The following is a 14,244-nucleotide window of genomic DNA, read 5'->3' as shown; positions in this document are numbered from 1 at the left end:
TAAGGTGCCCTCTGTTTGTTTACTCGTCGGCCTTGGCCTTCTTGCCAGGTAACAGGCCATCGGCGCGGAACATCGCTTTGATCCCGCGAATCGCCTGACGGATGCGGTCCTGGTTTTCGATCAAGGCAAAGCGCACATGGTCATCGCCATAATCGCCAAAGCCGATACCTGGGGAGACGCAGACCTTGGCCTCCAGCAGCAGCTTCTTGGCGAACTCCAGCGAGCCGAGCTGGGCGTACTGCTCAGGAATCTTCGCCCAGACATACATCGAGGCTTTCGGGTTTTCGACCATCCAGCCCAGCTCGTGCAGGCCTTTGACTAGCAGGTTGCGGCGCTGGCGGTATTGCTCGGCGATATCGCGCACGCATTGCTGATCACCTTCCAGTGCGGCAATCGCCGCCACCTGCAGCGGGGTGAAGGTGCCGTAGTCATGGTAGCTCTTGATCCGCGCCAGTGCGCTGACCAGCTCCTTGTTACCGACCATAAAGCCGATGCGCCAGCCGGCCATGTTGTAGCTCTTGGACAGGGTGAAGAACTCCACGGCAATGTCTTTGGCGCCCGGCACCTGCATGATCGACGGGGCTTTCCAGCCGTCGTAGACGATATCGGCGTAGGCCAAGTCGTGAATCACCAACACGTCATATTGTTTGGCCAGAGCCACCACTCGCTCGAAGAAGTCCAGCTCCACACACTGCGCGGTGGGGTTGGAGGGGAAGCCGAGGATCATCATCTTCGGTTTGGGAATCGATTCGCGAATCGCCCGCTCCAGTTCGGCGAAGAAATCCACGCCGGGAATCAGCGGCACCGAGCGCACCTGGGCGCCGGCGATCACCGCGCCATAGATATGGATCGGATAGCTGGGGTTGGGCACTAGTACGGTGTCGCCATGGTCCAGGGTGGCTAGCATCAAATGCGCCAGGCCTTCCTTGGAACCGATGGTAACGATGGCCTCGCTTTCCGGGTCGATCTCAACCTCGTAGCGGTCCTTGTACCAGCGCGAAATGGCCCGGCGCAGGCGCGGAATACCGCGTGAGGTGGAGTAGCCATGGGTGTCTTCACGCTGGGCGACCTGCACCAGCTTTTCGACGATATGCGGCGGCGTGGGGCCATCCGGGTTGCCCATGCTGAAGTCGATGATGTCTTCGCCACGGCGCCGCGCGGCCATCTTCAGTTCGGCGGTGATATTGAAAACGTAGGGTGGGAGTCGATCAATGCGCGCAAAGCGGCGCGAAGCTTGGTCAGCCATGCTTTCCTCGGATACGTAAGCGCCCGGAACCGTCCGAGCGACGTTGGCCAGTGCGCTGGCCAGGCGGCGAAGATAAGCGCCGAGTCCCCCGGCTGTCCAGTACAGTCAAGCGGCGCTGCGGCATAACAGTGCGCCGGCTCAGCTGCCGAGCATGTCATGCATGGCGATAATCTGTTCGGCCACCTGGGCCAGCTTCTGCTGGCGGCTCATCGCCTGACGGCGCATCAGGGTATAGGCCTGTTCTTCGTCACAGCTTTTCATCTTCATCAGCAGGCCCTTGGCCAGCTCGATGCGCTTGCGTTCGGCCAGCTGGGCATCACGTGCCTGCAGCTGCGCACGCAGCGCCTGGTCGCTCTCGAAGCGAGCCATGGCTACGTCGAGAATCGGCTGCAGACGCTGGGCGTGGATGCCTTCGACGATATAGGCGCTGACGCCGCTCTGAATCGCCTGGCGCATCACGCCGGGATCGTGCTCGTCGGTGAACATGATAATCGGCCGCGGTTGATCACGGCTGACCAGTACCACCTGTTCCATCACGTCGCGGCTCGGTGATTCGGTGTCGATCAGGATCACGTCAGGCCGAACTGCCTCGACCCGTTCCGGCAGGTCGATGGTCAATCCGGATTCGTCGATGACCTCGAAACCGGCCTCGGTCAGGGCGTTTTTCAGGCGGCCAACCTTCTTTGCGGTGTCATTGATCAGCAGGATGCGCAGCATATTAGCGGCTCTCCTGTTGAGTACTGAGGGGCGCATCGGCCAGGGCGTGTAAGACAAAGCTGCGCGCGTAAGCTGCCGGGTCGCTGCCGTCCCAGACCTGGCCATCGAGCAACTGGCTGCTGCGCATGTCGCTTGGTATGTTGATGCCGAGTGCTTCGGCAGCCTGGCGGTAGAGGTCGAGTTGCTGCACCTGGCGAGCAATCGCCAGGTAGTCCGGGTCGTCACGCAGCAGGCCCCAGCGGCGGAACTGGGTCATAAACCACATGCCGTCGGACAGGTACGGCTGGTTGACTGCGCCGCCTGCGTGGAAGCGCAGCGGGTGGGCATCCTGCCAGGCATGGCCGAGGCCGTCCTGATACTGGCCGAGGAAACGCGGCTGAATCGCCGACAGAGGCGCATCGACATACTCGCTACCACTGAGCAGCTGCGCGGTGCTGCGTTGGTTTTCTTCGCTCTCATCGATAAACCGACTGGCTTCCAGCACAGCCATGATCAACGCACGCGCGCTGTTGGGGTACTGCTCAGCAAACTCACGGGTGCAGCCCAGAACTTTCTCCGGGTGGTCCGGCCAGATGGCCTGGCTGGTGATAAGGGTGCAACCCATCTGCTCATTCACGGCCTGAGCGCACCAGGGTTCGCCGACGCAGAAACCATCGATGCGCATGGCCTTAAGGTGGGCGAGCATCTGCGGTGGCGGTACGACAACGCTGTCCACGTCGCTCAATGGGTGAATGCCTTGGCTGGCCAGCCAGTAATTCAGCCACATGGCGTGGGTGCCGGTGGGGAAGGTCTGGGCGAAGGTCAGTTTTGCGCCAGGCTGGTGCGCGCGTTGCGCCAATGCGCTGCCAGTGCTCACACCGGCGGCTTGCAAGGCGGGCGACAGGTTGATGCTTTGGCCATTCTGGTTCAGGCCCATCAGCACGGCCATATCGGTGGTTGGTGCACCGCCAAGACCCAGCTGCACGCCATAGATCAGGCCGTAGAGGCTATGCGCTGCATCGAGTTCGCCGCTCAGCAATTTGTCGCGCAGCGTGGCCCAGGAAGCCTGGCGCTGTAGGTTGAGGGTCAGCCCATGCTTCTCGGCGAAGCCCTGAGTGGCGGCGACGATGACCGATGCGGCGTCTGTGAGGGCCATAAAGCCGATGTTCAGCACCGGTTTTTCCGGTGGGTGACTGCGGCTGATCTCGTGCTCATTCATGGTGCGTTTCCTGTGCCCACACAAAAAGGTGCCGTACCAAGCACTGACTTCAGTCAGCGATCAGAACGACACCATTGTCTATTTGAGCCGTTTCCGCCGTTGGAAAGGCTTAGTGGCTTAAGCCAAAGCAAGGCGTATGCCAGCGCATGGTACGGGGACGCAGACAGAACAAACCCCGCCGTAGCGGGGTTCGGTTTGAGGCTGGCAGAGCTGGTTTAGCGTTCCAGCATCTGCTTGACTGAACTCTGTGGGATTTGCTGTTTGCGGCCTTCACTGTCGGTGAACTCGATCATGCCGGTGTCCTCGTCCAGCTGCGGTTTGCCGTCGCTGGTCAGCATCTGCCCGTCGGTGGTACTGATAATGTATTCACTGCTGCAGCCGGCCAGGCTGAATACGCAGAGTACGGCAATAATCCAGTGCTTCATGAGGCTCTCCTGATGATCCGTGGTGCGTTGTTGCACCCCCATGTCAGAAGGTAGCTGCTGAGCATTGCCTGGCAAGCCAGGCTGCAATAAAAAAGCCCCGCACTAGGCGGGGCTTTTTTATTGCCGGTAACGCTTAGACCTGAACAGCAGGGATCTGGGCGTTTGCAGCTGCTTCACGGAACTCAGCGATCTGGTCGAAACTCAGGTAGCGGTAAACGTCCGCTGCCATGGTGTCGATTTTCTTCGCGTAGACCATGTATTCCTCAACAGTTGGCAGTTTGCCGGTGATGGCTGCAACAGCTGCCAACTCGGCCGAAGCCAGGTAGACGTTGGCGCCATCGCCCAGGCGGTTGGGGAAGTTACGGGTGGAAGTCGAAACCACGGTGGAGTTCGCCTCAACGCGTGCCTGGTTACCCATGCACAGCGAGCAGCCCGGCATTTCCATGCGCGCGCCGGCTTTGCCGTAGATGCCGTAGTAGCCTTCTTCGGTCAGCTGATGCTGGTCCATCTTGGTCGGCGGCGACAGCCACAGGCGAGTAGGCAGGGTGCCTTCGACTTTTTCCAGCAACTTACCAGCCGCGCGGAAGTGACCGATATTGGTCATGCACGAACCGATAAACACTTCGTCGATTTTCTCGCCCTGAACGGAGGACAGCAGACGAGCGTCGTCTGGGTCGTTCGGAGCGCAGAGAACCGGCTCGTTGATCTCGGCCAGGTCGATTTCGATGATTTCGGCGTACTCGGCGTCCTTGTCCGCTTCCATCAGCTTCGGATCGGCCAACCAGGCTTCCATCGCTTGAGCACGACGCTCCATGGTACGGGCATCGCCGTAGCCTTCGCTGATCATCCAGCGCAGCAGGGTGATGTTCGAACGCAGGTACTCGGCAATCGCCTTTTCCGGCAGCTTGATGGTGCAACCGGCAGCGGAGCGCTCGGCAGAGGCGTCGGACAGCTCGAAAGCCTGTTCAACGGTCAGCTCGTCCAGACCTTCGATCTCAAGGATGCGGCCAGAGAAGATGTTCTTCTTGCCTTTCTTCTCGACGGTCAGCAGGCCTTTCTGGATGGCCACGTAAGGGATGGCATGCACCAAGTCACGCAGGGTGATGCCCGGCTGCAGTTTGCCCTTGAAGCGCACCAGTACCGACTCCGGCATGTCCAGCGGCATGACGCCAGTGGCAGCAGCGAAGGCAACCAGACCGGAACCGGCCGGGAAGGAGATGCCGATCGGGAAACGGGTGTGCGAGTCACCACCGGTACCGACGGTATCCGGCAGCAGCATGCGGTTCAGCCAGCTGTGGATGATGCCGTCGCCAGGACGCAGGGACACGCCGCCACGGGTGCGGATGAAATCCGGCAGGGTGTGGTGGGTGGTGACGTCGATTGGCTTCGGATAAGCCGCGGTGTGGCAGAAAGACTGCATCACCAGATCAGCGGAGAAGCCCAGGCAAGCCAGGTCTTTCAGCTCGTCGCGGGTCATCGGACCAGTGGTGTCCTGGGAGCCGACGGTGGTCATCTTCGGTTCGCAGTAGGTGCCAGGACGCACGCCTTTGCCTTCTGGCAGGCCGCACGCCTTGCCGACCATCTTCTGCGCCAGGGTGAAACCCTTGGTGCTAGCAGCAGGTGGCTCAGGCAGCTTGAACAGGTCGGTTGGGCCCAGGCCCAGTTCGGCGCGCGCTTTCTCGGTCAGACCGCGACCGATGATTAGCGGGATACGGCCGCCAGCGCGGACTTCGTCGAGCAGCACTGGGGTCTTCATTTCGAAGGTGGTCAGTACTTCGTCGGTGCCATGCTTGCAGACTTTGCCAGCATGCGGGTACAGGTCGATCACATCGCCCATGTGCATGTTGGAAACGTCGAATTCGATTGGCAGAGCGCCGGCATCTTCCATGGTGTTGTAGAAGATCGGAGCAATCTTGCTGCCGAAGCAGAAACCACCCGCGCGCTTGTTCGGCACGTTAGGGATGTCGTCGCCGAAGAACCACAGCACCGAGTTGGTGGCGGATTTGCGCGAGGAACCGGTACCGACTACATCACCGACGTAGGCAATCGGGAAACCTTGGCCACGCATGGCTTCGATCTGCTTCATCGGGCCGGTTACGCCTTGCTCGTCCGGCACGATGCCGTCGCGGGCCATTTTCAGCATGGCCAGGGCGTGCAACGGGATATCCGGACGCGACCAGGCGTCTGGAGCCGGGGAAAGATCGTCGGTGTTGGTTTCGCCGGTGACCTTGAATACGCGCAGGCTGATCTTGTCGGCCAGAGTCGGGCGGTTCTTGAACCACTCGCCGTCAGCCCAGGATTGCAGTACGGCTTTGGCGTGAACGTTACCGTTCTTAGCTTTCTCTGCAACGTCGTGGAAGGCGTCGAACATCAGCAGGGTGTGCTTCAGTTGCTCGGCAGTCACGGCAGCCAGTTCGCTGTCGTCGAGCAGCTCTACCAGAGTGGCGATGTTGTAACCGCCCTGCATGGTACCGAGCAGTTCAACAGCGTGTTGCTTGCTGATCAGAGGGGAAGTGACTTCGCCTTTGGCAAGGGCAGAGAGGAAACCGGCCTTAACGTAGGCGGCTTCGTCGACGCCTGGCGGCACGCGGTTGGTGATCAGGTCGAGAAGTACAGCTTCTTCGCCGGCTGGCGGGTTTTTCAGCAGCTCGATCAGGCCTGCGGTTTGTTCGGCGTTCAGCGGCTGGGGCACGATACCCTGAGCGGCACGCTCTGCTACATGTTTGCGATAGGCTTCAAGCACAGTTATTACCCTCATCAGTGGTCCCAAAGGGTTGTCCGGGACGCGATCCAGAAAACAACAAACCAGGCGCTTCGTGGCGTTATGGGCCGCTCAGCCGAGGTTACGCTGCTCTCTTGCAGAAGCTGTTTTCAAAGTTTTACGCCGGCAGGACGGGCTGGATGAGGGCTGGTGCAGACACTTGAAGGGTGGCTCAAGGGTCGGCACCAACATCGAACCTGCAGGATTGACTGTGCTCGTGACGCTTTGAAAACAGCTTCCAACGGACGTTGCTGCCTCTAAAAGGCCGGCTGATTCTACTGGAAAGCTTTGAATAAGTTAAGCCAAAGGCCCCGCTTATATAGGGGTGATCTGCCTTAGACAAAGGGCTAAGATGCCAGCCTGTCCGCCAGTGTCCATGCCTTTTGCTATGTCCAACCAACGCATCAAAACCCCTTGTGTCGGCCTGTGCTCCACTGTTTACGGTGATTTGGTCTGCCGTGGCTGCAAGCGCTTTCACCATGAGGTGATCAACTGGAACGGCTACAACGACGAGGAAAAACACGCCGTTTGGCTGCGTTTGGAAGTCTTATTGGTGCAGGTGATGGCGGCCAAGCTGGAAGTTTTCGATGCCGATCGCCTGCGTATGCAGCTGGAACAGCGCAAGATCCGCTTTGTGCCGCAGCAATCACCGTATTGCTGGGCGTATCAGTTGATTGCCCGGGGGGCGCGGGTAATCAGTCAGCTGGAGGCTTATGGGATGGTACTGTTCCCTGAGTTTCGTGGCTGGGGTCTGCCGGAGTTACGTGATGCGATTGATCGAGAGTTCTTTCTGCTGTCTGAAGCGCACTACGAACGTTACATCGCGCCACGCTTTCTGCTCGAAGGGCTTGAGCTAAGGGTCTGAAGTCTGTGCTGCATGAAAAAGCCGCTTGTTCAGGCGGCTTTTTTGTTGCGCGCAGTTGGTTTAACGCTGGGCGACCAACTCTTCCAGGTGGGCGATGATGTCATCCGGCTTGAGCACCAGGATGTCGCTTTCCAGTGAGTCGAGAATCACCTCGGCGGTGTTGCCGATCAGTGCGCCGGAAATACCGGTGCGCGCCACGGTGCCAATCACCGTCACGCCTGCGTTGAGTCGATGCGCGGTCTGCGGGATCAAGACATCGGCTGGGCCTTCGGCGATATGCAAGCGCTCATCGCTGATTTCGTACTCGGCTTGAAACGCCTTACATTGCTCGCGGTAGCGCGCTTCGATGGTTTCCTTGAGCTGGAAAGTCGGGTCGGCCGCCGAGAGCATCGGTGCCGGATGAGCGCTGATCACGTGCAGCTCAGCCTTGGCCAGGGCGGCAATATCAAAGCCATGGCTGACGATGCTGGTGTGCAGGGTGCGGTGTTCGCCATCGGCATTGCCGACATCGACCGCAGCCAGGATGACGCTACCAGCCCAGGATTTTTCGGTTTTCACCATCAATACTGGCGCCGGGCAGTAGCGCAGCAGTTTCCAGTCATCGGGGGTGAGCAGGGCTTTTTTCAGTGGGTTGTCGGGGAAGTGCTGCTTGACCACCAGGCCGCAGCCTTCGGCCTGTTGCACGTTGATGATGGTCTGGTGCTTATTTTCATCCCAGGCCTGCTGGCTGGAGGTGCTGAACCCTTCGCTGTTGAGCAAGCCGGTAAGATCGCGCAGGTAGCCGGTGTGATCACTTTTCTTGTCGCACACCAGCAGATGCAGGTGAGATTGAGTGACGCCGGCAATCAGTTTGGCGCGTTTCAGTGCCAGGTCTTCCGTGTGATTGGGCTCCATCACCACCAGAATGCTGCGAATAGCTTGCATGATCATCTCCATGTGCAGTCAGTTGTACTGTTTATCACTATAGATCGCTGCCACTGGCTTGATGCTTGACGGGTGTCAATCGAGTGGCTGTTCGCGCGCTCATTCGTATAATGGCTGCGCTGTAGCCTTATCACTCCCGCCTGCCTGGTTTTGTGAATTTATGTATCCGTTAGCCGCAACTGATGATCTGCTGCGTTGTTTTGCCCCTTGTCTGTTGGCATGTCGCCGTCTGGTTACGGAGATGCACCGATGAACCTGCCGGAAATTCACGAGTTTCTCGGCTGCCGCACACCGGATGCCTGGATCACCGCCGCCTTGGCTGATCAGCAGACGCTGCTGATCGACCACAAGAACTGCGAATTTAAGGCCGCCAGCACAGCGCTGAGTCTGATAGCCAAGTACAGCACCTATGTTGACCTGCTCAACGCCATGTCGCGTCTGGCCCGTGAGGAGCTGGTGCATCACGAGCAGGTGCTGCGCATCATGAAACGCCGCAAGATCGGCCTGCGCCCGGTATCGGCGGCGCGCTACGCCTCGGGCCTGCGCAAGGTGGTGCGCACCCATGAGCCACACAAGCTGGTGGATACCCTGGTGGTCGGCGCCTTTATCGAAGCGCGCAGCTGTGAACGTTTCGAGGCCCTGGTGCCGCATCTTGATGAAGAGCTAGGCAAGTTCTACTTCGGTTTGTTGAAAAGTGAAGCGCGGCATTTCCAGAATTACCTGAAGCTGGCGTATCAGTACGGCGATGCGCGTGATGTGGACCAGGCCATTGAACGGGTGAGGGTGGCAGAGCGCGAGCTGATCGAGTCGCCGGACACTGAGTTTCGCTTCCACAGCGGTGTGCCGCCGCTCTAAAGCAAAAAGCGCCCAGTAGGGCGCTTTTTAGTAGGGTTGGTGCGGTGCTTACTGCTGCACTTTCAGGTCCAGCGATAGGTCGCGTGCAGCCTTGGTGGCCAGAACACCCATCAGTTGGCTGATTTCATCCTGTCGACTGCTGGCGCCGTCGCTACCGCCACCCATCATCACGCTGGGCACGGGTGCTTGAGCAGCTGCTTCGGCCCAAACCTTGTTGATCGCGATCAGTGCATCAAGTTTGGGTTGTAACGCGCCGTCCGCCTTGATCACCGCTTCACGGGCATAAGCCTCGGCATCGGCGGTGATCTTCGTCGCGTCGGCGGTAATCGCAGCCTTGTCGCGCAGCAGCTCGGCAGTCTGCTTTTCAATCTCGGCGCGGCCTTTTTCACGCTCGGCGTTGATTCGCGCCAGTTGCTTCTCGGTTTCCGCCTGGGTGGTGCGCTCGATCTGGTCGCGCAGGGTTTCCTGGCGACGCGCTTCCACTTCTTTCTCACCGCGGGCGGTCACCAGCAGCTTCTCTTCTTCTTCCTTCAGGCGGTTCTGCCGTGCTACGGCCAGCTCAGCCAGGGCTTGCTGCACCTTGACCATGCGCTGCTTGTACTGCGGGTTGGGGTCGACGTTGGTGATGCGCGCCTCGACCACTTCAACGCCGTATTTGCGGAACTGCTGCTGCTTGCGTACCGGGATGCCCTTGTTGTCCATGACCTTTTCGGTGACGAACTGGCTGACGTTGTTATCGCCGAACACACCCTGTTCAGTGCCGGCCTGCAGGATTGCGGTTTGCGTGGGCTGGTGGCCGCGCGGGCCGCGAATTTCCTTGCGCTTGATCAGGTACAGGCCGTCATTCAGCTGGTTTTCGAACTCGGCAGCAAACTCGCTGCGCGCACCGGCATAGAAATCGTCGGCGCTCATTAGTGAGGCGGTGGCCTGCAGGGTTTCCTTGATGGCCGGAACCAGCGCAGTTTTGATGAAGTTCTCCGGGTTGCGGTATTCCTGAGCGATTTTCAGGAACTGCTCGCCTGCAGGTAGGCGGAAACGCGCGGAGGACTCGACCTTGGCATCGACGTTGCCGAGAAACACGATGGGAAAGGCTTCGATGGTTGCGCCGAGCGAGTCGTTGTCGCTGCTGTCGTCGATGGCCAGGGCTTCGGTAAGCACCGATTGCACGCTCAGGGCCTTCTTCCAGGCGGTGGCGCGGCCGAACCATTTGGTGGCGTAGCCAACGTCGTCGACCACTTTCTCTTCACCGAAGATGGTGCGCACGTGGGTGGCAAAACCGGCTTCGTTATAGAAGAACACGCTGTTGAAGGTGACGAAGCTCACCGCCACCAGTGCGGCGGGGGCGATGGCGTATTTAAAGAGATGTTCCTTGCTGAGCAGCATGATCGGTCCCTGATGGCGTTTTGAGGTCGCTGATGCTGATGATCGGCGAATCGTCCGTCAAGTGGGGGCGCTCAGCGCTTTGTGCGCGCCGTCAAAGTTTCACGCAGGTTCAAGATCGAAGGCACTTTGCTGCAAGCCTTGGCTGTCGATCTGCAGTGCCCAGCCCTGCTTGTCCCAGTCGCCCAGCACAATGCGTTGCGCCGTCTGGCCGTTAACCTGCAGTTGATGGGTGGCGGGGCGGTGCGTGTGGCCGTGGATCAACGTGCGTACGCGTTGCTCGGCCATGATGCGCGGCACTTCATCCGGGGTGACGTCGACAATCTCGCTGGCTTTCATCCGCGTCTGGGTGCGGCTTTCATTGCGCAGCTTGCGCGCCAGTTTTTGTCGGGTGCTGAGCGGCAGGTTGCGCAGGATAAACAGCGAAATCGGGTTGCGCAGCCAGCGGCGCAGCTTCATATAGCCGATGTCCTGGGTGCACAGGCTGTCTCCATGCATGAGCAGCACACGCTCACCATTCAGTTCAATCACGCAAGGGTCGGGCAATAGCGTGCAGCCCGCTTCGCGGCAGAAGGCTTTGCCGATCAAGAAGTCGCGATTGCCATGCATCAGGTAGATGCGTGTGCCGCGCTCACTGAGTTGGCGCAGGGCTTGGGCAATCGAACGTTGAAAGGGGGTGATGGCATCGTCGCCGATCCACACTTCAAAGAAGTCGCCGAGGATATACAGCGCCTCAGCCTGGGTCGCGCGCGTCTGGAGGAAATGCAGGAACGCCCGGCTGATGTCCGGGCGCTCCTGTTCAAGATGCAGGTCGGAGATCAGTAAGATCACTCAACGATCTCGGCACGCTCGATGATCACGTCCTCAACCGGTACATCCTGATGGCCGGATTTGCTGGTGGTGGCAACGGCCTTGATGGCGTTGACCACGTCCATGCCTTCAACCACTTCACCAAACACCGCATAGCCCCAGCCTTGCACGGTTGGTGCGCTGTGGTTAAGGAAGCTGTTGTCGCCCACGTTGATGAAGAACTGCGCGGAGGCCGAATGCGGCTCCATGGTACGGGCCATGGCCACAGTGCCGATCTTGTTGGCCACGCCGTTGTTGGCTTCGTTCTTGATCGGGGCGCGGGTGGTTTTCTGCTTCATGCCCGGCTCAAAACCGCCGCCCTGGATCATGAAGTTGCTGATCACGCGGTGGAAAACGGTGTTGTCGTAATGACCTTCTTTGACGTACTGCTTGAAGTTGGCCACGGTTTCCGGGGCTTTGTCTTCGAACAGGTTGAGGGTGATAACGCCGTGGTTGGTGTGCAGCTTGATCATGTAGGTAATCGCTCTGTCGATAAATCCGTGAGCCGCTGAATTTCCAGCAAAGGGCGTTGCAGCGGTTCTTGGGCCTGTCAGGGGGTTGACAGCTTCGGCTATGATAAGCGCTTTGTATAAGTCGGCCTACCCTGAGAGCCTGTTGACGCGTTGCCTGGTGCACGCGAACCGGTTCTGAGCCGCGCCTCGCACTCGCTAAGGACCCCATGAGCAAGCCAGAAACTGTCGCCGCCGCCAACTTTCTTCGTCCTATCGTCCAGGCTGACCTGGATGCTGGCAAACACGCGAAGATCATTACCCGTTTTCCGCCGGAGCCCAATGGCTATCTACACATCGGTCACGCCAAGTCGATTTGCCTGAACTTCGGCCTGGCCAAGGAGTTTGGTGGCGAGTGCAACCTGCGCTTTGATGACACCAACCCGGCCAAGGAAGACCAGGAATACATCGACGCGATCAAGAGCGACGTGCAGTGGCTGGGCTTTCAGTGGGCGGGCGAGGAGCGTTATGCCTCCAACTATTTCGACCAGCTGCATGCCTGGGCCATCGAGCTGATCAAGGCCGGTAAGGCGTTTGTCTGCGACCTGAACGCCGAAGAAATGCGCGCTTACCGCGGCAACCTCACTGAGCCGGGTAAGAACAGCCCGTTCCGTGAGCGCAGCGTAGAGGAAAACCTTGATCTGTTTGCCCGCATGAAAGCTGGTGAATTCGCCGATGGCGACCGTTCGCTGCGCGCGAAAATCGATATGGCCTCGCCGAACATCAACCTGCGCGACCCGATTCTGTACCGCATTCGCCACGCTCATCACCACCAGACGGGCGACAAGTGGTGCATCTACCCGAGCTATGACTTCACCCACGGTCAGTCGGACGCCATTGAAGGCATCACCCACTCGATCTGCACCCTGGAATTTGAAGACCACCGCCCGCTGTACGAGTGGTTTCTCGCGCAACTGCCGGTGCCGGCGCAGCCGCGTCAGTACGAGTTCGCCCGGCTGAACCTCAACTACACCATCACCAGCAAGCGCAAGCTCAAGCAGTTGGTCGACGAAAACCACGTTAATGGCTGGGACGACCCGCGCATGTCGACCCTGTCGGGGTTCCGCCGCCGTGGTTACACCCCGGCTTCGATCCGCACTTTCTGCGACATGATCGGCGTCAACCGCGCCGGCGGCGTGGTCGATGTGGGCATGCTCGAGTTCGCCATCCGTGATGACCTGGATGCCAACGCAGGCCGCGCCATGTGCGTGCTCAAGCCGCTGAAAGTGGTGATCACCAATTATCCGGAAGGCAAGGTCGAGCATCTGGAACTGCCGCGCCATCCCAAGCAGGATATGGGCGTTCGTGTATTGCCGTTCAGCCGCGAGATCTATATCGACGCCGGTGACTTTGAAGAAACCCCGCCAGACGGCTTCAAGCGTCTGGTTCCCGGTGGCGAAGCGCGTCTGCGTGGCAGCTATGTGATTCGTGCTGACGAAGCGATCAAGGATGCCGAAGGCAACATCATCGAACTGCGTTGCAGCTACGACGAAAATACCCTGGGCAAAAACCCGGAAGGCCGTAAGGTCAAGGGCGTGATCCACTGGGTGCCGGCGGCTGAAAGCGTTGAGTGTGAAGTGCGCCTGTATGACCGTCTGTTCCGCTCCGCCAACCCGGAGAAGGACGAAGAGGGCGGCAGCTTCCTCGACAACATCAACCCGGATTCGCTGGTGGTGCTCAAAGGCTGTCGCGCCGAGCCCTCGCTGGCTGAGGCTGCACCGGAAGAGCGCTTCCAGTTCGAGCGCGAAGGCTACTTCTGCGCGGATATGAAGGATAGCAAGCCGGGTGCACCGGTATTCAACCGTACCGTAACGCTGCGCGATTCCTGGGCCTAAGGCCCAGTCGCTCAGATTAGAACCGGGCCGGTACGCTGGCCCGAGGTTTTCCAAGGAACTCCGATGCTCTCGATCTACAACACGCTGACCAAAAGCAAAGACGTCTTCAAACCGCTGGTGGGTAACCAGGTGCGCATGTATGTGTGCGGCATGACGGTTTACGACTTCTGTCATATCGGTCACGCGCGGGTGATGGTGGCGTTTGATGTGGTGACTCGCTGGCTGCGTCATCGTGGCTATGACGTGACCTACGTGCGCAATATCACCGACATCGACGACAAGATCATCAAGCGCGCCAATGACAACGGTGAGCCGTTTGAAGCGCTGGTCGAGCGCATGATTGCGGCCATGCATGAAGACGAAGCACGCCTCAATGTGCTGCGTCCGGATCAGGAACCGCGTGCCACCGGGCATATCGCCGGCATGCACGAGATGATCCAGACCTTGATCGACAAGGGCTTTGCCTACGCGCCCGGCAATGGCGACGTGTATTACCGCGTCGGCAAGTTCGTCGGTTACGGCAAGCTGTCGCGCAAGAAGATCGAAGACCTGAAGATCGGTGCGCGCATCGAAGTCGACGAAGCCAAGCAGGACCCGCTGGATTTCGTCCTGTGGAAGGGCGTCAAGCCGGGCGAGCCGAGCTGGGAATCGCCGTGGGGCGCGGGTCGTCCGGGCTGGCA

At 59.5% G+C, this 14,244-nt stretch carries 13 protein-coding genes; 4 read left to right on the top strand and 9 right to left on the bottom strand.

Features of this window, described 5'->3' with window-relative positions; all coding sequences use genetic code 11:
• Positions 1-19 precede the first annotated feature (19 nt).
• The 5 genes from alaC to acnB all read right to left on the bottom strand — a co-directional run bounded on the left by alaC (position 20) and on the right by acnB (position 6,329).
• Positions 20-1,246, bottom strand: a complete 1,227-nt coding sequence (alaC, locus tag CUR33_RS00065; protein ID WP_289238314.1) for an alanine transaminase — start codon at positions 1,244-1,246, stop codon at positions 20-22.
• Between the two features lie 138 nt (positions 1,247-1,384).
• Positions 1,385-1,963, bottom strand: a complete 579-nt coding sequence (locus CUR33_RS00060; RefSeq protein ID WP_289238313.1) for an ANTAR domain-containing response regulator — start codon at positions 1,961-1,963, stop codon at positions 1,385-1,387.
• 1 nt (position 1,964) lies between these two features.
• Positions 1,965-3,161 carry a CmpA/NrtA family ABC transporter substrate-binding protein gene (locus tag CUR33_RS00055; RefSeq protein WP_289238312.1) on the bottom strand — a complete coding sequence of 399 codons (1,197 nt, stop codon included), beginning with the start codon at positions 3,159-3,161 and terminating at the stop codon, positions 1,965-1,967.
• Positions 3,162-3,376: 215 nt separating this feature from the next.
• Entirely contained in the window at positions 3,377-3,586 is a 210-nt protein-coding gene (locus tag CUR33_RS00050; protein ID WP_282875840.1) for a YgdI/YgdR family lipoprotein, read from the bottom strand.
• 133 nt (positions 3,587-3,719) lie between these two features.
• Entirely contained in the window at positions 3,720-6,329 is a 2,610-nt protein-coding gene (acnB, locus tag CUR33_RS00045; RefSeq protein ID WP_090255881.1) for a bifunctional aconitate hydratase 2/2-methylisocitrate dehydratase, read from the bottom strand.
• 406 nt (positions 6,330-6,735) lie between these two features.
• Here acnB and CUR33_RS00040 point away from each other — a divergent pair, with 406 nt between their 5' ends.
• Complete coding sequence (locus CUR33_RS00040) at positions 6,736-7,212, top strand: DUF1289 domain-containing protein (RefSeq protein ID WP_289238311.1); 477 nt, start codon at positions 6,736-6,738, stop codon at positions 7,210-7,212.
• Positions 7,213-7,272: 60 nt separating this feature from the next.
• Here CUR33_RS00040 and CUR33_RS00035 read toward each other — a convergent pair whose 3' ends face one another.
• Entirely contained in the window at positions 7,273-8,136 is an 864-nt protein-coding gene (locus CUR33_RS00035) for a universal stress protein (RefSeq protein WP_090255879.1), read from the bottom strand.
• Positions 8,137-8,385: 249 nt separating this feature from the next.
• Between CUR33_RS00035 and miaE the strand changes: the two genes are divergently transcribed.
• Positions 8,386-8,991, top strand: coding sequence for a tRNA-(ms[2]io[6]A)-hydroxylase (gene miaE / locus CUR33_RS00030; RefSeq protein WP_289238310.1), 606 nt, complete (start codon positions 8,386-8,388; stop codon positions 8,989-8,991).
• 48 nt (positions 8,992-9,039) lie between these two features.
• Here miaE and CUR33_RS00025 read toward each other — a convergent pair whose 3' ends face one another.
• The 3 genes from CUR33_RS00025 to CUR33_RS00015 form a co-directional block, all read right to left on the bottom strand.
• Positions 9,040-10,374 (bottom strand): SPFH domain-containing protein, encoded by a 1,335-nt coding sequence (locus CUR33_RS00025; RefSeq protein ID WP_160088456.1) that lies wholly within the window; start codon positions 10,372-10,374, stop codon positions 9,040-9,042.
• 99 nt (positions 10,375-10,473) lie between these two features.
• Positions 10,474-11,202, bottom strand: coding sequence for a UDP-2,3-diacylglucosamine diphosphatase (gene lpxH / locus CUR33_RS00020; RefSeq protein WP_289238309.1), 729 nt, complete (start codon positions 11,200-11,202; stop codon positions 10,474-10,476).
• On the bottom strand, positions 11,199-11,693 hold the full coding sequence (locus CUR33_RS00015; protein WP_090255875.1) for a peptidylprolyl isomerase: 495 nt from the start codon (positions 11,691-11,693) through the stop codon (positions 11,199-11,201). Before CUR33_RS00015 ends, lpxH begins: the two co-directional genes overlap by 4 nt.
• Before the next feature lie 206 nt (positions 11,694-11,899).
• Between CUR33_RS00015 and CUR33_RS00010 the strand changes: the two genes are divergently transcribed.
• Both CUR33_RS00010 and CUR33_RS00005 read left to right on the top strand, forming a co-directional pair.
• Positions 11,900-13,564, top strand: coding sequence for a glutamine--tRNA ligase/YqeY domain fusion protein (locus CUR33_RS00010; protein WP_289238308.1), 1,665 nt, complete (start codon positions 11,900-11,902; stop codon positions 13,562-13,564).
• 63 nt (positions 13,565-13,627) lie between these two features.
• The coding region (locus tag CUR33_RS00005; RefSeq protein WP_289238307.1) for a class I tRNA ligase family protein at positions 13,628-14,244 on the top strand (617 nt) is incomplete at its 3' end.

The organism is Pseudomonas sp. FEMGT703P, from assembly GCF_002786345.1.
Taxonomy (GTDB): Bacteria; Pseudomonadota; Gammaproteobacteria; order Pseudomonadales; family Pseudomonadaceae; genus Aquipseudomonas; species Aquipseudomonas peli.
The sequence above is the reverse complement of the archived record's forward strand: the minus strand, read 5'-3'. Positions and strand labels throughout refer to the sequence as shown.